Origin of the sequence: Streptomyces pseudovenezuelae (assembly GCF_029892565.1) — a bacterium.
GTDB classification, from domain to species: Bacteria; Actinomycetota; Actinomycetes; order Streptomycetales; family Streptomycetaceae; genus Streptomyces; species Streptomyces pseudovenezuelae_A.
In genome coordinates, this window is the sequence record NZ_JARXVH010000026.1 from 36,345 (window position 1) to 56,591 (window position 20,247).

Consider the following 20,247-nt stretch of genomic DNA (forward strand, 5'->3'; position numbering starts at 1 on the left):
AGCAGTGGAGTTCCGGACGATGAACATGCGTCACTGGGACCGGATCGTCGCCGAGTGTGGGGGCTGGTCGTGCGGTTCCCCGCGCCTCTTCCGGGGAGGCGGGCCGTCCGCGGATTACTCCCCAGGGAGTAATCCGCACCCGCCGTCGCCCCCGGCAGTACGCGTCACCTCGCCCTCCCGCCCGACGAAAGCCGTGGTTCTCACCGGAAGTCTGGGGACCGAAGCAGACGTCACCCGGAGGGAGATCGGTCAATGAGGGCCGCAGAGACAACCACGACGAGGACGGGACGCAGGCGAGCCGTTCCATGGGCGGTGCTCGGGCTGTGGATCGCCGTGATCGCGCTCGTCGGGCCGTTCGCGGCGAAGCTCGCCGACGTGCAGCACGACAAGGTCACCGACTACCTGCCGGCGAGCGCGGACTCGACGCAAGCGGCGAAGATCGAGGACAAGTTGCCCGGGGGCGAGACCACCGAGATGGTGCTCGTCTACCACCGGGACGGCGGGCTCAGCGCCGCCGACCGGAAGACCGCGGCCGGGCAGGTCACGGAGATCACGCGGCAGCACGAGCTGATCGGCGGTGCTCCCAAGGGGATTCCGTCCAAGGACGGCACGACCCTGATGTACGCGCTTGCCAGCAATGAGCCCGGGGCGAACGAGGAGCAGCGGGACAAGCTCGTCAACGACGTCCGCGAAGTCGCCCAGGGCGAAGGTGGGTTGAGCGTCGATGTGGGTGGCACCGGCGCGCTGGCCACCGACTCCGGCGCGGTCTACGACTCGCTCGGCGGACCGCTGCTCTACACCACCGTCGCTGTCGTCGCCGTACTGCTGATCCTGATCTACCGCAGCCCCGTGCTGTGGCTCGTGCCCCTCGTCGTCGCCGGGATCGCCGACTACATGTCGATGGGTGTCGCCTACGGCCTCAACCAGGCCTTCGGTACGACCGTCTCGGGGCAGAGTTCGGGTGTGATGACGATCCTCGTGTTCGGGGCGGGCACGGACTACGCGCTGCTGCTCGTCTCGCGCTACCGGGAGGAGCTGCGGCGCTTCGAACGACCGTACAAGGCCATGGTCGCCGCCCTGCGCGGCTGCGGGCCCGCCGTGCTCGCCTCCTCCGGCACCGTCGCCGCCGGACTGCTGTGCCTGCTCGCCGCCGACCTCAACAGCAGCCGGGGCATGGGCCCGCTCGGCGCCGTCGGTGTGCTGTGCGCGCTGATCGCGATGATGACCCTGCTCCCCGCCATCCTCGTACTGGTCGGACGGCGTGTGTTCTGGCCGCTCGTGCCCGTCTTCGGGGGCACGCCCAAGCAGCGGCGCAGCCTGTTCTCGGCGATGGGCAGCTCTGCCGGACGCAGGCCGCTGACCGTACTCGCGAGCGGTGCCGTACTGCTCGGCGCCCTCGCCCTGGGCTCGCTCAACCTGCCGGGAGCGCTCAAGCAGGAGGACTCCTTCGTCAACAAGCCGGAGGCCGTCGTCGCGATGGAGACCGTTGCCAAGTCCTATCCCGGGCAGGGCAGTCAGCCCATCGACGTGATCACCCCGCAGGGGCGCGCCGACGAGACCCTCGCGGCCGTCCGCGGCACACCGGGCGTCGGCAGCGCGGACAAGGGGCGTACGGGAGACGGCTGGACCGAGATCTCCGTCTTCGCAAACAGCGCACCCCAGTCGGCGGGGGAGACCGCCACCATCAAGTCCCTGCGGGACAAACTGAAGGGCTCCTACGTCGGCGGGGACAGCGCCCAGCAGATCGACCTGGAGGTCACCAACGGCCGGGACACGAAGATCGTCGTACCGCTCGTCCTCGTCTCCGTGATGCTCATCCTGATCGGGCTGCTGCGGAGTCTGGTCGCACCGCTGCTCCTGGTGGTCGCGGTCGTCGCGGTGTGGGGCGCCTCCCTCGGGATCGGCGGACTGGTCTTCGAACCGCTCCTCGGACTCAAGGGCACCGATCCGGGGCTCGGACTGCTGTCCTTCGTGTTCCTGGTCGCCCTCGGCGTCGACTACGGCATCTTCCTCATGCACCGGATGAGGGAGGAGTCCCTGGCGGGAGCGGAACCGACCGTGGCAGCACTCACCGCGCTGCGCACCACCGGCGGCGTCATCGCCTCCGCCGGACTGGTCCTCGCCGCGACCTTCGCCGTGCTGACGAACATGGGCCTGGTGCAGCTGGTCCAGCTCGGCTTCGTGATCGCCGTCGGCGTCCTGCTCGACACCTTCCTCGTACGGACGTACCTGGTGACCAGCGCCAGCGTCGCCCTGGGCCGGAAGCTGTGGTGGCCGGGCGTGCTCTCACGGGAGCCCGGCCCGGCCGAACGGACCGGACCGGCCGGACCGACCGAGCCGCCACGGCAGGCGGAAACCGTCGGCGCACCCTGAGCACGCTGAACGAACGCTCTGATCCAGCACGCCGATTGAGCACCTTGATCCGGCGGGCCCGCCCGGGTGCCTCTCCTTCCGGAGGGGCACCCGGGTTCCCGCACGAGTACCGGAAGATGGAGCCGTGGAAGAACGGGGAACGACCACAGCAGGGGTACGCGACCGGTCGGCGGCGGAGACGGCGGCCGGTGACGGCGGGCGGTCCCTTCGCGTCGAGCACATCATGTCCGCCATCAACCGCGAACCGCTGACCGCACCGCACCGCACCCGCAACGACGCGCTCCTCGCGCTGGGCGTCGCCGTGCTCGCCCTAGCCATCGCTCTGATGGGCGGCGAAGGGATCCCGCCCGACCATCTCGGCTGGACGCTGCTGCTCGCCGGGCACGTGCCCCTCGTATGGCGGCGCCGCCGTCCGGTGGTGGCCCTGCTCGGGGTGGTGGCCTGCGTGGCTCCGTACTACGCCCTCGACTACAACCCCGCCCCGCCCATCCCCGCGACCGTCCTGGCGCTCTACACCGTCGCGGCGACCGGCGCCGTACGCCGCACGCTGCTCACCGGTGTCGCCGTCCTCGGCCCGACAGTGATCGGCAACGGCCTCACCAACTCGAAGGGGGCGCTGGAGTCCCTGGAGATCTCCGGCTGGATCATCGCGGTCCTGTTCATCGGTATCGACGTCCGCTACTACCGCTGGTACGTCGCCTCCATCGTCGAGCGGGCCGAACGGGCCGAACGCACCCGGGAGGAGGAGGCCAGGTACCGCGTCGCCGAGGAACGGCTGCGGATCGCCCGTGACCTGCACGACCTGCTCGCCCACAGCATCACGCTCATCGGCGTGCAGACGTCCGTGGCGGCCCACGTCCTCACCGCCGACCCCGAGCGCCTCGACCGCAAAGCCGTCGCCCAGGCACTGGACGACATCGCGGGGACCTGCCGGACCGCCCGGGGGGAACTGCGTACGACGCTGGAGGTGCTGCGGGCGCATGACACGGTCGTGGCAGCGGGGGCCGGTTCCGTCTCCGGGGCCGAGGACATGCGGGGGCCAGTGCCCGGGATCGACGGACTGGCCGGTCTCGCGGAGACCGGCCGGGTGGCCGGGGCCAAGGTCGAACTGTCCGTCCGCGCGGACGGCATCCCTCCCTCCGTGGGCGCCGCCGCGTACCGGATCGTGCAGGAGGCGCTCACCAACGCCGTACGTCACGGTGGCCGCGAGGACCTCACCGTGCGGGTGGGTCTGTGGACCGAGGACGGCGCACTGCGGGTGAGTGTCAGGGACGACGGGAGGGGCGGGAACGCCGGCTCGGGCGGCGGGATGGGCCCGTCCGACGGCAGGCCGGGGTTCGGGCTCGTCGGAATGCGGGAGCGGGCCCGTAGCGTGGGCGGCACACTGGACGCCGGTCCGGGGCCCGCCGGGGGCTTCGAGGTGACCGCCACACTGCCGCTGTCCCGGGAGGACGAGGTTCGATGACCATCCGCGTACTGCTGGCCGACGACCAGAACCTCGTACGGGCCTCCTTCGCGATGCTCGTTTCGTCGGCCGGGGACATGGAGGTCGTCGCCGAGGCGGCCACCGGGCGGGAGGCCGTGGCGCTGGCCCGGTCGGCGCGGGCCGATCTCATCGTGATGGACATCCGCATGCCCGACCTCGACGGGATCGAGGCGACCCGGCTCATCGCCGCCGACGAGGATCTCGCGGGAGTGAAGGTGCTCGTCCTGACGACGTACGAGACCGACGAGCACATCGTCGAGGCACTGCGGGCCGGGGCGTCCGGCTTCCTCGTGAAGGACATCAGGCCGGCCGAACTCCTCGACGCCATCCGGACGGTGGCCGCGGGGGAGTCCCTCCTCTCGCCCGGTCCCACCTCGCGGCTGATCGCCCGCTTTCTGCGCGCGCCGAACACCGCGACGACATCCGCGCTGGGCGGGCCGAGCGGGCTGTCCGAACGGGAACGGCAGGTGCTCGCGCTGGTCGCGCGCGGTCTCAACAACTCCGAGATCGCCGACGCGTTGGGGCTCAGCCCGCTGACCGCGAAGACCCATGTCAGCCGGATCATTGGCAAGTTGGGGGCGCGGGACCGGGCACAGCTGGTGATCGTGGCGTACGAGTCGGGGCTTGTGATACCTGGGACTGTCTGACTTCGAGCCACCGTCTTTCTGCTCAGCAAGATCGCGGACGGATGCTCCGGGTCGTGGAAGACCCGCTGGGTGGCGGAGAGGAGTGTGACGGCGGTGGCCGGGGGTTCGCCCGTGCCGGGATTGCGGTTGAAGCGAGGAATGGCGTCGCTGGAGACCTGGACGCGGATGCGGTGGCCGGGCTCGAAGCGGTAGGCCGTCGGCCACAGTTGGACCGTCGCGCACGTCGTCTCGGCGGCGTCGGTGAGGTTGATCAAGCCGTCGCAGACGGTTTGTGGAGTGCCCCTCTCGTCCACATCACACAGGCGCACGAACACATCGGCGTACGCCAGGCTGGAGCGGAAGAAGATCTCGGCGCTCACCTCTCCGACGACCTCGACGGCGTTGTCCGGAGCGGGAGTTGTGTAGGTGAAGACGTCAGGGCGGGCCTCCAGCTTGGCGTTGTTCACGCGGCCGTGCTTCTGCAGGGTCCACATGCGTACTTCGCCGACCGCGGGGGTGGGATCGGAGGGGCGTAGTGGTAGTCGTCCGGAGTGGAGTCGGCGGGCAGGTCGATGCCAGGGCTCCGCCGGGCTGGAGGTGGAATCGCTGCGGCTCGTATCCCGGGGGCGGCCAGGCCCTCATCTGGGACAACGTCAAAAGCGCCGCTGCGGCCGCAAGCTGCCCATCACCCGCGAGACCGCCGCGGTTATGAGGTCCTGGCAGGCCCGTCGACGTCAGCTGGAGGTTCCCTCCCGCAGCCGGAAGTACCTGTTCCCTCGATTACCGACCGCAACGGGATCTCGCACACGGGGTCGAGCGCGGCCAACGAGATGCGGGAATGGGTCGCGGCGATCCCGTTGCTGCTGAGCGACGACCTCGACGAGCAAGGGAACAGGCTGCCGTTCGTCCGCTCGCTGATCTTCCCCTACGCGCTCCGGCACGCCTATGCCCAGTGCCATGCCGATGCCGGCGTCCCTATTGACGTGCTTGAAGAGTTCATGGACCACCGGTCGGTCGTCACCACGATGTCGTACTACCAGGTGTCCCTGAAGCGGAAGCGTGAAGCGATCAGCACCATGCGGAAGCACACCATCGACCGTTCCGGTCATCCGGCCCCGTTCACCAGCACCACCGACTACGAGGCCAGCCGGTCGCCGTCCCGTTCGGCAACTGCCGCGAGCCCGCGCCAGGGGCGAGACACTGGCGTAGCTGAGGGCGTGGCTGCCGCGCACCTCCAGATCACCGATGGCCAGTTCGTTCAGTCGCCGGTGCTCCTCGCGCGGCCGGCCCGTGAATCTGTGCAGTGTCAGGTCGGGGCGGGCGGACAGGCTGGCTCCGGCGATCCGCACCGCGAGCGGCAGGTGCCTGCACAGTTCTGCGATGTCCCGCGCTAGGCCGGGCTCGGCCTCAATCCGGGCGGATCCGGCAGCCGGAGGGAGTCCACGCCGTCCAGTTCGGGCAGGTCCAGCCGTCGGGCCCCCTCCAACGCCGCGAGCCGCGACCGGCTGGTGACAAGACAGGCACAGCGCGCTCCGCTGGGCACCAGCGGACGTACCGGGCGCTCGTTGGCCGCGTCGTCGAGGACGACGAGCACACGGCGGTCGGCGAGCAGGGTGCGGTAGCGGTCGACGCGTTCGCCAGTACGTCGCGGCAGGCTGTGCTCGGCAACGCCGAGGGCGAGCAGGAAGTGTCCGAGCACCTCGTCGGGGTTCCTGGGCCGGTCCCGCGTGCCGTGCAGTTCGGCGAACAACTGGCCGTCGGGGAAGCGGCGACGCAGCAGGTGGGCGGCGTGCACCATCAGGGCCGTCTTGCCCACGCCGGGGGCGTCGGCGATCGTCAGCACCGGATCCCGGACCTCGCGCAGGTGTTGGAGAACTGCCGCGCGGCCGGTGAAGTCGGTTGTGTCCGGTGGGAGTTGACGGGGCGTCGGAAGAGTTGCGGGAGCGTTTCGATGGGCGGGCGGCTCAATGCCTCGGGCAGGTGACCCCTGAAAGCGGTCGCCGGGTCGTGGGCCGCCGTCTCTGCCCGCGAGGACCCGGCGACAGATCCTCCCGTCTCGAAGGATCTGGTTCGCGACTATGCCGGTGACGTGCGGTGACCGGTTGGATTGAGGCGCTGGATCGGGGACTGCCTCAGCTGGTCTGGCGGCTATGGATACGCTCGCGTTTCGGTTGATGTGGCGACGGCGAGGCCAATTGGGTCTTGGCTCTCTACGCTGTATCGATGCTGCCGTACGAAGAAATGACCCCGCCCGAGCGTGAGTTGTGGGACGCCTTCCCCGAAGGCCGCCAGGTGGACCTGCGTGCGGGCACTGTGAACGGAGACGATCCGGGCGGAGGTGCGGACTGGGGGCCCGAGCGCACGCTTCGGGCGGCCGTCGTGACAGCCTTGGCGCGGGGAGCACATGCAGCCCCGCCAGGGGCGGTCACCGCTCTGCGGGTGGTTGGAGCGCGGATCACTGGTCGTTTCGATCTCGCTGGAGCGGAAATCGGGCACATGTTGTGGTTCGAGGACTGCTGGTTCGAGGAGAGTCCGAGCTTTTATGGAGCTGCTACTCGGACGGTGGGGATCGTCGGCAGTCAGGTGCCCGGCATGGACGCCACGTTGGCCCGGATAGAAGGCACCCTCAATCTGCAGCGATCAGTCGTCCAGGGCAGGCTTGCGCTCATGAGAGCTCGGATCGCAGGCGAACTGCACCTGAGCGAGGCGATGTTGTCGGCCTCGGACGGGTGGGCGTTGTTCGCCGGCGGTCTGGTCATGGAAGGCGCGGTCTTCTGCCGCAGAGGATTCACCGCCCACGGCGGGATACGTCTGGTGGGAGCCCACCTGCTTGGCGGCCTGTTCATGGAAGGAGCCCGACTGGACAACCCCGATGGCCCGGCGCTCGTCGCGGACAACGCCGTGGCCTCGACGCTGGTCTTCTCCAAGGGGTTCACCGCGCAGGGGGCCATATGTCTGCCTGGCGCGCAGATATCGGATCAGCTCACCTTTGAGGGCGCCATCCTCAACGGCGCGGACGTGGCCCTGGACGGCTCGCGGATGCAGGCGGGCGATTTGTACTTCACACCAGCCGCACCACCTGCCGGCAGCGTGGACCTCAGAGGAGCCCACGTGACCGTCCTTCACGACGGCGAGGACATCTGGCCGGGGCTCGTGCGGCTACAAGGGTTCAGCTACGCCTCTATCCAGTCCAAAGACGGCCTACGAGGCTACGACGCGATACGCCGCGTGGAGTGGATCCGACGCGAGCCAGGCTACGCCCCGCAGCCCTACGAGCAGTTGGCGACCTGGTACCGGCAGGTCGGCCACGAGGACGACGCCCGCAAGGTGCTTCTGGCCAAGCAACGCCACCGTCGCAGCACACTTCACCCAGCCGGGCGGGTGTGGGGGCACCTGCTCGACGCCCTGGTCGGCTACGGCTACCGCCCCTGGCTGGCCGGAGTGTGGATCATGGCTCTGACCGTCCTCGGCACCATTGTCTTCAGCAGCCAGTCGCCGAAGCAGGTCCAGACCGACCAAGGCCCACCGTTCAACGCCCTCGTCTATACCCTCGACCTGCTGATCCCCATCGGCGGCCTCGGCCAACGAACCGCGTGGTACTGGACGGGAGGCACCATCGCGCAGTGGCTGTCCTACGTTCTGATCGCGGCGGGTTGGCTGCTGACGACGGCAGTCGTCGCGGGCGTGACTCGGTCACTAAACAAGAGTTGACGCCCCTCTGCCGACTCGATCAACAGGTCCGCCGGACGGCTTCCCGACATCCCCCGACGGCGCCTTCACCGGCTCCCACCGACGACGTTGCCCAACCACGGCGTTTCGCCCAGGGCGCGCAGGAGGGCGAGCCGCCTTGACCGGGTCGGCCGGAGACCGGCCTGCAGCGCCCGGGAACGTCTGCCGGCGCCTCTGCGTGCCGCTGGGGTCGGCCCGAGCGGGACACCTGCGCGGGCCGCCGCTCCTGTTTCCGCACGCAGGCTGTCGGTGGGCCGGGCGGCAGGGCTGGTGGGGTTCCTCAGGCAGTGGCCTGGGATTCTCCTGGCTTCCGCAACTCATGTCGATGTCGTGGCGTCCCATTCCGTGACGGACGGCTGCTGATCACCGGGGAGAGCGCGTGGCGGACAAGGACCAGACGGCGGATGCGGCGGGGGAGAGGGACCGCGAGAGGTGGTTGGCGCGTTTCCAGGTGCGGTTGGCGATGCAGCCGGGCGTGGATCGTCCGGTCGTGCTCCAGGCGGTCAAGGAGGTCATGGTGCACTGTGCGAAGACGGGAGAGGACCCGCAGACTGCCTTCGGTGATCCGGATGCCTGTGCCGTGCAGGCCGCTGCGCGATTGGTGCCGGCGGACCGGGCGGCGCATGCCAGGCGGCGCAACGCCGTGGTGGACAGGGTCAGTTCGGTGCTCAAGAGGGTCAGGGATATCCCCGGTCCGTGATGGGTTGAAGCGGCTTGTGTCCTGGCCCGGCGCACGGGTTCTGGTGCAGCCGCAGTGTCCGTTCGCCGGGACTGCTGGGCGGCTGGGACGGCTGGTGGAGCGCCGGACGGGGGACACCGATCCTCCTTTGCGCGAAGTGGCTTGCCGTACTAACGCGTGGTGAAGGGACCGACCATGTGGGTGCCGTCGTCGTTCATGCGGAGTTGGGCGAGCAACTGCTCGGAGGGCAGGCCGGTAGGAGCGGCGATAGCGCGTAGTCGGCGGTGGGATCGACGGCAGGCCGCGCGGGCCATGGTTCGTCGCGCGTGTCATGACGCTCCTGCGCCCCATCTCCGTCAGCGCGGGCATTTCGGTGAGTTTTCACACCGCTTCGACGTGGGTTAAAAGTGCGTGGCGATCCCGAAGACGCGGCGAAGTTGTGCCATGTCGCGCCGGTCGCGTTCCGTTGGTTGGTATCCCTGGTGGAAGTAGACCTGCTGCTCGGCGGACAAGCACGGGACGGGCGTCCCCTGGACGGCGCCCGTCACAAAGCAGGAGGAGGGGTAGGCGAAAGGACGTTGCGGTTCGGGGGATGTCTGCACTGCGGAGCCGTCACCACTGAAGACCAGCGGATGAAGGTCGATCTCCCGGCGGTCCGGAGCCTTCATGACGAATCGGATGGGCCTCCAGTTCAGACTCTCCCCGAAACCTGCCGCGGAGAGGGCCGCCAGCACGGCGGCTTCCTGGTCTCCCCGATGCATCAAGTCCAGGTCGCGATGGTCTCGGGTCTGCTCGCCGATCAGAGCGTCGATCCCCCATCCGCCACCCACCCAGACGTCGACCTCCGCCCGCTGCAACAGGGCCAAGACGAACAACACGTCATCAGCTGTCATCACCCGACGCAGGTTAGAAGCGTCGGCGTCGGGCAGCGAACGATTTCTCTCGGACAAAGCGGGGCAGGCCCCATCCAGGGCAGCTCTGCTGCGGTCGTCAGCCGTCCTGCTCGGCCCTGGCCCGGGTCTGGGCGAGGCGGAAGGAGTTGGTGCCGGTCTCGATGTTGAGGCCGCAAGGACAGGAACAGACCGGCAAGGGCTGCCGAGTCCCAACACGGACAACCGCATCTGACCTGTGAAAACGTCAAGGATGCACGTTGATCGGCAAAGACCGCCAAGTTCCCCCAAGGACTCGTAATCCGTCGGCCGTGGGTTCGAGTCCCACCCGCCCCACCTGTCGGCTGTCGCGCAACGCCGAACATCGAGGGCACCCACCACCCCACGAGGGCGACGAGCGGACGAACCACACCTATCTTTGTCCCGGACCGAGCATCCTGCACCGGCACCGACTACCCACCCCCTGCCGTGACCCAAGGTGGTGCCATGAGTGCCGTGCTGCTGATCACGAGAAGAGCCGGTCCGGAGCCCGAGTTCCGGACCGGCTGTGTGGGTACGTCAGCCGACGGCCGGCACGGGGGCACGGTCCGTTCCGGCCGCTTCCTTGACGTCGGCGTCCCCGGCCTTCTCCCCCGGTGCGGGATCGGCGTGCGGCGCGGGGGTGTGATCGGCCTCGGGGCCGGAGGTGTACGGAATCTCACCGCGCAGGACGGCCCTGGCGCGGTCCTCATCCAGTTCCCCCTCCCACTTGGCTACCGCCAGGGTGGCGACGCCGTTGCCGACCACGCTGGTCAGGGCACGGGCCTCGGACATGAAGCGGTCGACGCCGAAGATGAGCGCCAGGGCGGCGACGGGGACGTGCGGAACGGCGCTGAGGGTGGCGGCCAGGGCGATGAAGCCGGAGCCGGTGACCCCGGCGGCGCCCTTGGAGGTGAGCAGCATGACGGCGAGCATCGACAGCTGCTGGGTGAGGCTGAGGTCGATGCCGAGGGCCTGGGCGAGGAAGACCGAGCCCATGGTCAGGTAGATCGCGGTGCCGTCGAGGTTGAAGGAGTATCCGGCGGGCAGCGTGATGCCCACGACCGGTTTGGAGGCGCCCGCGTGATGCAGTTTCGCCATCATGCGCGGCAGCACCGGCTCGCTGGACGACGTGCCGAGGACGATCAGCAACTCCTCCTTGATGTAGCGGAGGAAGGGAAGCAGACGCAGGCCGTTGATGCGCATGACCGTCCCGAGGACGACCAGGACGAAGAACAGGGCAGTGAGCCAGAAGGAGCCGACCAGCAGGAAAAGGTGGCGCAGGGTGTCCAGGCCGTAGTTGCCGATGGTGAAGGCCATGGAGCCGAAGGCGCCGATCGGGGCCAGCCGCATGATCCAGCGGATGAGCGTGAAAAGGACCTTGGACAGCTTTTCGATGCCCTGGGTGATCCCCGCCCCCGCCTCGCCGGCGGCGTTCAGCCCGAAGCCGAACAGGACCGAGATCAGCAGCACCGGCAGGATCTCGTGGCCGGTCAGCGCGCTCGGCAGGGTGTCCGGAATGGTGGACAGAACGAATGCGGCGACACTCTCGTGGCTCTGGGTCGCCTCCGGCGGCAGGCCCTCGGTGGAGAGGGTGGAGACCTCGACGTGCAGTCCGACGCCGGGCTGGACGAGGTTGACGACGACCAGGCCGATCACCATGGCGACGGTCGTCAGCACCTCGAAGTAGATCAGGGCCTTGAGACTGACGCGGCCCACGGCACGCGCGTTGCCCATGGAGGCGATGCCATGGACGACGGTACAGAAGATGACCGGTGCGATCATCATGCGTACGAGCGCGATGAAGCCGTCGCCCAAGGGTTTCAGGTCGGCTCCGAACGACGGCCACAGCCAGCCGACGGCAGCTCCGGCGAAGACACCGATGAGGCACTGGATGTAGAGCAGGGACAGCAGTCGGCGGATGCGGCCGGGTGGAGCGGTGACGGTGCCCGGGGCGGCGTCGTTGCGGCTCATGCGGGGCGTCCTTCCAGGACGGGAACGAGGAGTTCGGCTCGGGCGATGCGGCGGGCGGCGCGGTGCAGCAGCACCGTGGGGGACGCGCCCTGCGCTGCGGGGACGGCTCGGGCGGTGATGACACCGGCCGGGGTGCCCAGGCGCAGCGTGCCGTCGGCGGTCTGCCGGGCGACGCGGTGGGCGAGGGTGCCGGGGGTCGCGGCTGCGGTGGCCAGCGCGACGGCCGAGGTGAGACCGATCGCCGGGTGGGGGGCGTGCATCGAGACCATGCGGACGGCCAGGTCGTAGTCGTCCGGTCCGACCGGGGTGCCGTCGGTGGTGCGGTAGGCGGCAGGGCGGGCGACGACGCCGACCTTCGGCACGGCGTGGCTGACGGGATCGTTCTCCTTGGCCAGGCCCATGGCAAGGGCGGCCTGACGGCGCAGCGTGGTGAGCGTGGGCACTGCCGCGGCGAACTCGGCCAGGGACTCGGTGCCCTGCAGGCCGAAGGCCTTGGCCTCGAACAGCGCGGCCGGGGCGCCGGCGTCGACCAGAGACACCTCGATCCCGCCAACCGGGCCGGTCAGGGTGTCCACGGCGTGGCCGGTCGGCAGGGTGCGACCCGTGGTCGAACCCGCCGGGTCCTCGAAACCGAGCAGGACCGGAACCCCGAGCGCGGCGGTGCCGGGCACCGCGGCCGTGCCCTCGTCGAAGGCCATCCGCCCGGGAGTGGGGATGGTGCCGGTGAGGCGGGCGCGGGTGTTGACATTGAGCATCCGCACCGTGGTGGAGTCCGACGTGATCGGCACCAGGCCGTTATGGACGGCGTACAGGGCGACGGCGGTCGCGCAGTTGCCGCAGTTGCTGGCCCATTCCACGCGCTCGTCGCCGATGCCGACCTGCGCGAAGGCGTACTCGACGTCGATGCCCGGTTTCGTCGAGGTCCGGACGATCGCCGCCTTGGAGGTGGTCGAGGAGGCACCGCCGACACCGTCGATCTGGCGCGGGTCGGCGGCGTTGTAGGCGGCCAGCAGCAGGGTGTCGGCGTCCACGCCGGTCGCCACCACGTCATGGTGGTCAAAGATCCAGCACTTGCTGGTTCCTCCGCGGATCATCTCGCCCTGCAGACGCAACACAACGGTCTCCTCGTGGAAACCCCGACGGCACTTCCGTGCGGGGTGCGATCCACAGTGGGCGCGCGAAGCGTGAAGTACAATCTCGGAAATCTGCACGGGTATTAAGGTGAAGTTAACGCTGGAGGTGACGTGATGCTCGACGTCCGGCGCATCCTGCTCTTCACCGAGGTCGCCCGCCGGGGCTCGGTCACCGCGACCGCACGAGCCCTCAACTACACTCCGTCAGCGGTGTCCCAGCAGGTCAGCCGCCTGGAAGCAGAAGCCGGGCAGCCCCTGCTGGAGCGCCACGCGCGGGGCGTCACGCTCACCGATGCGGGTCGCGCGCTGGCCGAACGCGGGGAGCGGATCGAGCGCGAACTGACGGCCGCGGAGAACGAGCTGGCCGACTTCGCGGGACTGCGCGCGGGCACCCTCCGGGTCGGCACCTTCCCCACCGTCGGAGCCTCCCTCCTCCCGCGGGCCGTGATCGCCTTCCGGGAAGCGCATCCGGACGTACGGCTGACCGTGCGCAGCGCCCGCATCGCGGGCCTGTGGGCGATGCTGGAGAACCGGGAGGTCGAGATGTCCCTGATGTGGGACTACGACTGGAACCGCATCGATCGCGAAGACATCGTGGTCACCTCACTCGCCGACGACCCCCCGGCGCTCCTCGTCAGCAACGGCCACCCGCTCGCCGGCCAGCCCTTGGCTACCCTCGCCGACTTCGCGAACGACTCCTGGATCACCCGTGCCGACCACCACCCGGTGGCCGAGGCTCTCGCCCGCAGTTGCCGCGCAGCCGGGTTCGAGCCGCAGATCGCCTACGAGGCCCACGATTACCAGGAGGCCCAGGCCATGGTCGCCGCCGGCATCGGCGTCGCCCTCGCCCCCACCCTCGCCCTGGAAGGCATCCGAGGCGGCGTCAGCGTCCTGCCGCTCCAACCCCCTGCCCCGGTGCGCCGCATCCTCCTCGTCCGCATGAGCGACCACGCCCTGACCCCTGCCGCCCAGGCCTTCGCGGGCTTCCTGCGCGACAGCGCGGCGGTCGGCGCGCCGTCCTGACATGACATGCCGGGCTGTACGTCCACCAGGGAAAGGGTCCCACCCGCCGACGTCATCGCCGAGATGACCACGTTGGTGACCCGCCATGACGGCCCGCCACCCAGCGATCGGCCCCTACCTTCCCCGATAGGAGAACTGGGGAGTAGGGAAGTTCGGGCAGGTTGGGCCGGATGTGTCGACTCCGAGTGCGCTCAGCTCGGCGATGAGGCGTTGCTGCCGTCGTTTGGCCCGGTGGGGGTCCTGTTGCCAGTGGTTTGGCTCCGAGGCCCTGGTAGCGGTCCGCCCCGGGAGCGACCGAGTCCCGCGTCGGGACGATGCAGCCGGGGCGTGCGTCTTTTCCCGGCACCCGCGGCGCCGTCTTACGGGCCCCGGCGGCGTGCTGGTGGGCCCGGCAGGAGGTCGAATCGACGCTCACCATCGACCAGTCGATCCGGCCTTCCGTGTCGGCGTCGGCCAGGACGGCCGCGAAGATCCTGTCCCACATGCCATCCGCCGACCAGCGTCGATGCCGCTCGTACACGGTCTTCCACGGACCGAAACGCGCAGGCAGATCCCGCCACGGCACTCCGGTGCGCAGCCGATACAGGATGCCGTTGATGACCTTGCGGTGGCTGACCCAACGGCCGCCACGCTGCCCGGACTTCGGCAGATGCAGCTTCAGCCGGGCCCACTCCACGTGCGTTAAATCACCCCGCTCCATGGCCATGCCAACGACCCGAGACCAAGACGGTCACAAGATCCGTCGGACAAACCCTAGGGATGGATACCGGAGGGCCCGAGCACGCCGTAGTCGGCACGTAGCGATTCGAGCATGGCGAAGGCGTTGTCGGTCGTGTAGACGTCGGCCCCGGCCAGCATTCCGGTGTACTTGGCGGTGACGGGAAGGGCCGCCTGCTGGGCAATGGCGTCGAGGTAGGTTTTGAAGATCGCCCAGGCATTCCCCGAGGGCCCGTACCTGTCGAAGAACGGGGTGGGGTCCAGGGAATCGTAGGTGGCCCGGGTGCTCGCGTCGAGGTCGGCGACGTACTGCTGCTGCAGGGCGGCGTCGGAGCGGACGCCGAGGCGGCCTACGTGGCCGCCTACCAGGGTCTTCCACGGGTAGCGCATCGCCTCGTCGTGCGCGGTCACCCAGCCGCGGATGTTTTGGGAGACGGCCAAGCCGGTGAACGGCACCCAGCCGGGATAGAACACGTCCACAACCATCAGTGTTTCCTGGTCGGGCGCGTGGATGAAGATGTTGTCGTACGTGTGGTTGGGACCGTGATAGGCGAGTTCGAGGCGCTCGCCACCGACTCGCAAGGTGTAGCGATCGTCGAAGGTCACCGTCGGCGCCGGCCGGTTGGGGTCCGCGTCGATGAGCAGCAGGCGACGGGTCTCGGTGTGGCCGATGCGGACGACATCCTTGCCCAGGACGGCGGAGGCCGCGATGTGATCGGCGTGGGAGTGGGAGTAGACCTGGTGAGTCACCTTGCTGGGTCGGCCGTTGGCCCTGGTGACGTCGTCGATGGCGCGCAGCAGGTTGCGGCCGATGCTCGGCGGTGCGTCGACGAGTACGACCCCGTCGCGTGTGCTCAGGAACATGGACTGGTAGTAGGAGTCGGTGACCCAGTACAGGTTGCCCTTGATGCGGCCGACGAAATAGCCGTCGGCGTTGAGCGCGGGTCCCAGCGCGCTCCTCGGCACCGGCGCGAACTCGGGCAGGTCGGAAGCCTCCGCCGCGGCGGCGGTGCCCGGCAGTGTGCCGCCGATCAAAGTGGCTGCGGCGGGTACTGCGGCGGCGGCCAGCGTCCGCTTGAGGAATGCGCGGCGGGCGGCGGACTGCTGTGACTTCGTTGTCAACGCCTTGCTCCTTTGCGAGATGTGTGTGGGTTGCCCTGGGAAAGAGGCCAGTCGTACCGGGCAGCCTGCGGATACCGAGAAGGCGGCTTCGTGGCGACGATGTGTCATGCATGCTGCCGCCGGACGGCTGAGTGTGCGGCTGGTCCGGTCGGTCAAGGGCGCCTTCGGCGGCGCTACGCGCTGGCCTCTCGGCCACCCTGGACAGGCCTGAACGAAGGTCTGGCTATCGGGCGGCCCGGGAACCTCTGGCACCCTGGGATCCCGACGCACGGTCACCGTCCCCCTGGTCCATTACGTGACGTTCCGGGTGGGGAATTGGCTGACCGTCCACACCACGGCGCTGAGGGCGGCGTTCGGTTGGTTCTGCCGGCGACGAACGGCCGCTGGGCGAACTCCTGTTGCGTGGGTGTGGTCCCGCCGGGGGCGGAGGGCTGAGGGCCGTAAGGTCGGTGGTACGGGGTGGTCATCCCTCTCGGATGGCGTGCAGACCGGTCAGCGGCCCTCCGTCCACTTGCATGAGGCGGCCCATCACCAGCGGGCCGAGGTCGACGGGAGCGAATCCGAAGCCCTCGACGACGGAGCGGAAGACGCTCTTGGCGTCCTGGTCGTCGCCGGCGTAGAAGAGGATCCGGCGGCCGGTTTCGGTGACGGGGTCCGCTGCGACGTAGCGGCCGTACATATTGTCGAAGGCCTTGATGACATGTGCCCCGGGGATCAGCGAGGCGACCAGTTCGCTTCCACCGATGTCGAGGTGCTCTGCGACAAACGAGGGGGTGAGCTTGATCCACTGGTTCGTTGCGTCGATGACGATCCGCCCCTCCCTGGCCGGCAGGTGGCGCACCGCCTCGCGGACCTTCGACCAGGGGACCGCGAGGACGACGATGTCCGCGGCACCGGCCTCGGCCACACTGCCGGCCGAGGCGCGAGGACCAAAGCCGGCCACGACGTCACCCAGCGTCTCGGGGCCGCGGCTGTTGCTGAAAATCACGTCATGTCCGGCCTTCACGACGTGACCGGCGATGGCGCGGGACAGCGTTCCCGCACCGATCATCCCGAACTTCATCGGTGTGCTCCTTCACTGCTGTGGGCTCGCACGATCGGCCGCCCTCCGGGCGATGACCGCGGCGATGGTGCCTGCGTGTCAGGGGACGTACTGCGGTGCAGCCGACCAGTACCGGGGCCGGGCCGCCGACCAAGCCGTCGGCGGGGCGCGGCCCTCTCCGCCGACGCGGTTGAGGACTCAACAATAACTCCATTTGGTTGAGTACTCAACCTCCAGCTAGAGTGGGCGCATGTCAACGGATCCGAAGTGGCTCGACGCCCGCGAGGACCACGCCTGGCGGACCTTCGTGCACGCGCACCACCAGCTTCGTGTCCGCCTGCAGCGGCGCCTCCTCCAGGACTCCGCACTGAGTGAGGCCGACTACGAGATCCTGGCCGTACTGTCGGAGCATCCCGAGGAGTGCTTGCCCGCGCGAGACCTGTGCGACCTGCTTCTCTGGGAGAAGAGCCGTCTCTCCCATCAGGTTCGGGGCATGCAGCAGCGCGGACTGGTCGCCCGCGAGGCCAACCCGGCCGACGCCCGTAGCACCCTCGTCCGCCTGCTGCCTGCCGGGCGCCGGGCGATCGAGGAAGCGGCACCCCAGCACGTGGACAATGTGCGCCGGTACTTCATCGATCTGCTCGCCCCTGACGAGCTCGACACCCTTGCCGCCATCCACGAACGCATCCTCCGCCGGCTTGTCGACGAAGCCGCCCAAGATGACGGCACCGCCGAAAGCTGAGCGGCCGCCGGGCGACCCGATGGACACCTGCCACCGGGCAATGACCCGGAATCTTGGACACGGGCTACGCGGCTTGGGCCAGGGTGGTTGATGTTGTGTCGAGTGCGGTCTCGTAGGCGATGGGACTGCGTTGTCCGAGGCTGGAGTGACGGCGTCGGGTGTTGTAGCGGTTGAGCCGGCGGAACGCGTCGAGGCGGGCCTCGCGTTCGCTGGACCAGGTCTTGCGGCCCCGGAACGTCTCGCGTTTGAACGTCGCGTTGAAGGACTCGGCAAGTGCGTTGTCCGCGCTGGAGCCGATCGCGCTCATGGACTGGCGGACGCCGGCCAGGCGGCAGGCATCGGCGAAGGCCCGACTGGTGTACTGGGCGAGTTCAACTGGTCGGTGTGCAGGACCGCCCCGGCGAGGCTGCCGCGGGTGCGTTCGGCGGCGGCCAGGGCGTCGGTGACGAGGGTGGTGCGCATGTGGTCCGCGATCGCCCAGTCGGCCAGGCGGCGTGAGGCGAGGACGGTGACGGTGGCCAGATACAGGAACGTCCCGCCGTCCAGCGGGAGATAAGTGATGTCCCCGACGCACTTCGTGTTCGGCTCGCTTGCCGTGAAGTCGCGGCCGATCAGGTCCGGGGCCTTCGCCGCGGCCGGATCCGCAACAGTGGTGCGGTGCCTGCGACGCAGCCGCACGCCTGCCAGGGCGATGCTGCGCATCACCCGCGCGATCCGCTTGTGGTTGATTCGCTCGCCGTCGTGGCGGAGTTCGGCGGTGATCCGGGGGACGCCGTAGGTGTCGTCCGACTCGTGGTGCATGGCCTGTATCCGGGCGGCGAGGCGGGCGTCGGCCGCTTGCCGGGTGGCCCGGTCCGCGGCCGTCCGACGCCAGTAATAAAAGCTGGAGCGGGCGACTGCGCGACAAGCCTCCGACGGGCAGATGGTCCCCAACGAGCAGGGCCATCCGTACAGGTGGCTCGTCCTGCACAGTTCCCCCCACCCCTGGATGTTGCAACTCACCCTTGGAGCTGCTGATACGCCCTCGGAATGGCGTGGGTCAGGGCCTCCGGCGAGAACGGCCACTCGCCTGCCGTCAGGGCCTCCTCCGACGAGACGCCCGCCGCTTCCAACGCTCTGCATTGCTCCGCGACAGCGCGAATCGCCTCCGCCTGGGTCCGCACGAACTCCGCGCCCACCGTTTCGCCGTGCCCCGGCACGTACCGTGCGTCCGGTCCGGCGAGGGCCAGCGCGGCGTCGAGCGTAGGGGCCCAGTCGAGGGGGAAGGAGTCCGGGCCCAAGGCCGGCGGCGCCGACTGCTCGACCAGGTCGCCGAGTACCAGCACGACCGCGTCGGGGATGTGCAGGACCAGGTCGCCGTCGGTGTGGCCGCGGCCGAGGTGCCGCAGCGCGACCACCCGGCCGTCGCCGAGGTCGAGGTCGTGGGCGCCGTCGACCTCGTGGTCGGGGGCGTACTCCTCCAGCTCGGCCATCTTCGCCGCCCACTCGGGGCTGCGGCCGGTCATCCACTCCTTGAACTCGGCCGCCTCCGGATTCGTTGCTGCGCCGCGCATCATCGCGGCCATCGGCGCGCTGCCCCACACCTCCGCCGGAGGCACTTGCCGGGGGGAGACGAACTCCGCGTTGCCCCAGACGTGGTCCCAGTGGATGTGGGTGTTGACCACCCACCGCACCGGTTCCGCGGACAGCTCGCGCAGGTGGTCGCGTAGCTCCCGCGCCTCGGCGAGGCTGCAGCGGGGGTCGGCGACCAGCAGGCCGTCCGAGCCGACGACGACGGAGACGTTCACGTCGCAGGGGTCGTACCGCCGCTGGTAGACCCTGTCGCCGACCTCGATCCAGCTTGCCATCGCCCGCCCCGCCTCCGCCCGAAGTGCCGCCAGCTCCTCACGGCGAGAGGGAAGCGCTTCGGCGCAACTGTAGCGAGCACCAGCTCCGCCGCGATCGCCGCGCCCACGTAGACGTGGTCCACGGCCGAGGCGAGAGCACGATCCGCTCCTCGAAGCGGGGCAGCGGCAACTCAACTAGAAGGTCCCGCAGCAGACCCGCGTCACCCACTTTGAGCAGACAGTCATCGGCACCACCCAGTCGTCGATTCCTTGATCTCCTCGCAGAGTCAGGATCACGACCGGGCCGCCCTCATGTCCGCCCATCACGGCAACAAGTGAATGCTGTTCGAGCCAGACGTTACGAGCTCTTGGTGCCTGTTTCTGATCCCGGGTTTTGAGTAGCTTTGGGGCCTAGGCTGGCTGGGTGTCCGAGGGCGCCGGGCAAGCCGGAGAGCGGGTGTGCGCAGGCTGCGGTGAGCGGCTTAGGCTGGAAGCACGGCCCGCGGCCGTGTACTGCTCGGCGGCATGTCGTTCCAGGCAGTGGCGCCGGGACCGCCGGCTGCGCAAGCGTGTGACTGCGGAGCTGAGCGGCGTCGGCCAGGCCAAGTGCCCCGAATGCGGGACCACTTGGGTGGCCGGGGTGGAGCGGCGTTCGAACGCCGTCTACTGCTCGCGGCGGTGCGTCACGAGGGCCTGGCGGGCTCGGAAGGAAACGTTCGGCGAACGGTCACAGTGACCGCATCGCGAACGCATCTGAACTACAACTTCGGTCAGGTTCCGGTCACTTGTGGTCGTTCGTTGTGATCATAGGACTTATGGTCTGACTCTCGGTCCCAGAAGCAGGCCGGGTCTTGTCACGGCCGCGGG

General features: G+C 69.2%; 15 protein-coding genes and 3 pseudogenes. 8 read left to right on the forward strand and 10 right to left on the reverse strand.

Features of this window, described 5'->3' with window-relative positions; all coding sequences use genetic code 11:
• Window positions 1-252 precede the first annotated feature (252 nt).
• The 3 genes from M2283_RS45585 (at window position 253) to M2283_RS45595 (ending at window position 4,506) form a co-directional block, all read left to right on the forward strand.
• Entirely contained in the window at window positions 253-2,373 is a 2,121-nt protein-coding gene (locus tag M2283_RS45585) for an MMPL family transporter (RefSeq protein ID WP_280882500.1), read from the forward strand.
• Between the two features lie 124 nt (window positions 2,374-2,497).
• Window positions 2,498-3,838, forward strand: coding sequence for a sensor histidine kinase (locus M2283_RS45590; protein WP_432423230.1), 1,341 nt, complete (start codon window positions 2,498-2,500; stop codon window positions 3,836-3,838).
• Complete coding sequence (locus M2283_RS45595) at window positions 3,835-4,506, forward strand: response regulator transcription factor (protein ID WP_280882501.1); 672 nt, start codon at window positions 3,835-3,837, stop codon at window positions 4,504-4,506. Before M2283_RS45590 ends, M2283_RS45595 begins: the two co-directional genes overlap by 4 nt.
• Window positions 4,507-4,586: 80 nt before the next feature.
• Here M2283_RS45595 and M2283_RS45600 read toward each other — a convergent pair.
• Window positions 4,587-4,985 (reverse strand): annotated as a pseudogene (locus M2283_RS45600) (CocE/NonD family hydrolase); the annotation flags it as partial.
• A 330-nt stretch (window positions 4,986-5,315) separates the two neighbouring features.
• On the opposite strand from M2283_RS45600, the gene M2283_RS45605 reads away from it, so the two are divergent.
• Window positions 5,316-5,879, forward strand: coding sequence for a tyrosine-type recombinase/integrase (locus M2283_RS45605; protein WP_280882502.1), 564 nt, complete (start codon window positions 5,316-5,318; stop codon window positions 5,877-5,879).
• Here the strand turns inward: M2283_RS45605 and M2283_RS45610 are convergent.
• Entirely contained in the window at window positions 5,876-6,706 is an 831-nt protein-coding gene (locus tag M2283_RS45610) for an NB-ARC domain-containing protein (RefSeq protein ID WP_280882549.1), read from the reverse strand. The genes M2283_RS45605 and M2283_RS45610 overlap by 4 nt on opposite strands.
• A gap of 2 nt (window positions 6,707-6,708) precedes the next feature.
• Here M2283_RS45610 and M2283_RS45615 point away from each other — a divergent pair, with 2 nt between their 5' ends.
• Together M2283_RS45615 and M2283_RS45620 are read left to right on the forward strand one after the other, a co-directional pair.
• Window positions 6,709-8,196: an oxidoreductase gene (locus M2283_RS45615; protein ID WP_280882503.1), complete on the forward strand. Its 1,488-nt coding sequence runs from the start codon at window positions 6,709-6,711 to the stop codon at window positions 8,194-8,196.
• A 397-nt stretch (window positions 8,197-8,593) separates the two neighbouring features.
• Window positions 8,594-8,914 (forward strand): hypothetical protein, encoded by a 321-nt coding sequence (locus tag M2283_RS45620; protein WP_280882504.1) that lies wholly within the window; start codon window positions 8,594-8,596, stop codon window positions 8,912-8,914.
• A 380-nt stretch (window positions 8,915-9,294) separates the two neighbouring features.
• Here the strand turns inward: M2283_RS45620 and M2283_RS45625 are convergent, their stop codons facing one another.
• The 3 genes from M2283_RS45625 to M2283_RS45635 all read right to left on the reverse strand — a co-directional run bounded on the left by M2283_RS45625 (window position 9,295) and on the right by M2283_RS45635 (window position 12,890).
• Window positions 9,295-9,786, reverse strand: coding sequence for a nucleotidyltransferase domain-containing protein (locus M2283_RS45625; RefSeq protein WP_280882505.1), 492 nt, complete (start codon window positions 9,784-9,786; stop codon window positions 9,295-9,297).
• 555 nt (window positions 9,787-10,341) lie between these two features.
• Window positions 10,342-11,775, reverse strand: coding sequence for a C4-dicarboxylate transporter DctA (gene dctA / locus M2283_RS45630; RefSeq protein WP_280882506.1), 1,434 nt, complete (start codon window positions 11,773-11,775; stop codon window positions 10,342-10,344).
• A complete protein-coding gene (locus M2283_RS45635) occupies window positions 11,772-12,890 on the reverse strand; it encodes a PrpF domain-containing protein (RefSeq protein ID WP_280882507.1) in 1,119 nt (372 codons plus the stop codon). The genes dctA and M2283_RS45635 overlap by 4 nt, the downstream gene beginning before the upstream one ends.
• A gap of 132 nt (window positions 12,891-13,022) precedes the next feature.
• On the opposite strand from M2283_RS45635, the gene M2283_RS45640 reads away from it, so the two are divergent.
• Window positions 13,023-13,931: a LysR family transcriptional regulator gene (locus M2283_RS45640; RefSeq protein WP_280882508.1), complete on the forward strand. Its 909-nt coding sequence runs from the start codon at window positions 13,023-13,025 to the stop codon at window positions 13,929-13,931.
• 278 nt (window positions 13,932-14,209) lie between these two features.
• Here the strand turns inward: M2283_RS45640 and M2283_RS45645 are convergent.
• The 3 genes and pseudogenes from M2283_RS45645 to M2283_RS45655 all read right to left on the reverse strand — a co-directional run.
• Window positions 14,210-14,631, reverse strand: a pseudogene (locus M2283_RS45645) (IS5 family transposase); the annotation flags it as partial.
• 53 nt (window positions 14,632-14,684) lie between these two features.
• Window positions 14,685-15,770: an MBL fold metallo-hydrolase gene (locus tag M2283_RS45650; RefSeq protein ID WP_280882509.1), complete on the reverse strand. Its 1,086-nt coding sequence runs from the start codon at window positions 15,768-15,770 to the stop codon at window positions 14,685-14,687.
• 463 nt (window positions 15,771-16,233) lie between these two features.
• Window positions 16,234-16,833 (reverse strand): NADPH-dependent F420 reductase, encoded by a 600-nt coding sequence (locus M2283_RS45655; RefSeq protein ID WP_280882510.1) that lies wholly within the window; start codon window positions 16,831-16,833, stop codon window positions 16,234-16,236.
• A gap of 229 nt (window positions 16,834-17,062) precedes the next feature.
• Here M2283_RS45655 and M2283_RS45660 point away from each other — a divergent pair, with 229 nt between their 5' ends.
• Complete coding sequence (locus tag M2283_RS45660; RefSeq protein WP_280882511.1) at window positions 17,063-17,554, forward strand: MarR family winged helix-turn-helix transcriptional regulator; 492 nt, start codon at window positions 17,063-17,065, stop codon at window positions 17,552-17,554.
• 64 nt (window positions 17,555-17,618) lie between these two features.
• On the opposite strand, the pseudogene M2283_RS45665 reads toward M2283_RS45660, so the two are convergent.
• Window positions 17,619-18,451: pseudogene (locus M2283_RS45665) on the reverse strand (IS3 family transposase); the annotation flags it as partial.
• 101 nt (window positions 18,452-18,552) lie between these two features.
• Window positions 18,553-19,401, reverse strand: a complete 849-nt coding sequence (locus tag M2283_RS45670) for an MBL fold metallo-hydrolase (protein WP_280882512.1) — start codon at window positions 19,399-19,401, stop codon at window positions 18,553-18,555.
• Window positions 19,402-20,247: the final 846 nt, after the last annotated feature.

Bases quoted from the DNA above. Each gene is read 5' to 3' on its own strand.
- dctA (WP_280882506.1), bottom strand. From the start codon at position 11,775: ATGAGCCGCAACGACGCCGCCCCGGGCACCGTCACCGCTCCACCCGGC.
- M2283_RS45660 (WP_280882511.1), top strand. From the start codon at position 17,063: ATGTCAACGGATCCGAAGTGGCTCGACGCCCGCGAGGACCACGCCTGG.
- M2283_RS45605 (WP_280882502.1), top strand. From the start codon at position 5,316: ATGCGGGAATGGGTCGCGGCGATCCCGTTGCTGCTGAGCGACGACCTC.
- M2283_RS45615 (WP_280882503.1), top strand. From the start codon at position 6,709: ATGCTGCCGTACGAAGAAATGACCCCGCCCGAGCGTGAGTTGTGGGAC.
- M2283_RS45625 (WP_280882505.1), bottom strand. From the start codon at position 9,786: ATGACAGCTGATGACGTGTTGTTCGTCTTGGCCCTGTTGCAGCGGGCG.
- M2283_RS45640 (WP_280882508.1), top strand. From the start codon at position 13,023: ATGCTCGACGTCCGGCGCATCCTGCTCTTCACCGAGGTCGCCCGCCGG.
- M2283_RS45585 (WP_280882500.1), top strand. From the start codon at position 253: ATGAGGGCCGCAGAGACAACCACGACGAGGACGGGACGCAGGCGAGCC.
- M2283_RS45670 (WP_280882512.1), bottom strand. From the start codon at position 19,401: ATGGCAAGCTGGATCGAGGTCGGCGACAGGGTCTACCAGCGGCGGTAC.
- M2283_RS45655 (WP_280882510.1), bottom strand. From the start codon at position 16,833: ATGAAGTTCGGGATGATCGGTGCGGGAACGCTGTCCCGCGCCATCGCC.
- M2283_RS45595 (WP_280882501.1), top strand. From the start codon at position 3,835: ATGACCATCCGCGTACTGCTGGCCGACGACCAGAACCTCGTACGGGCC.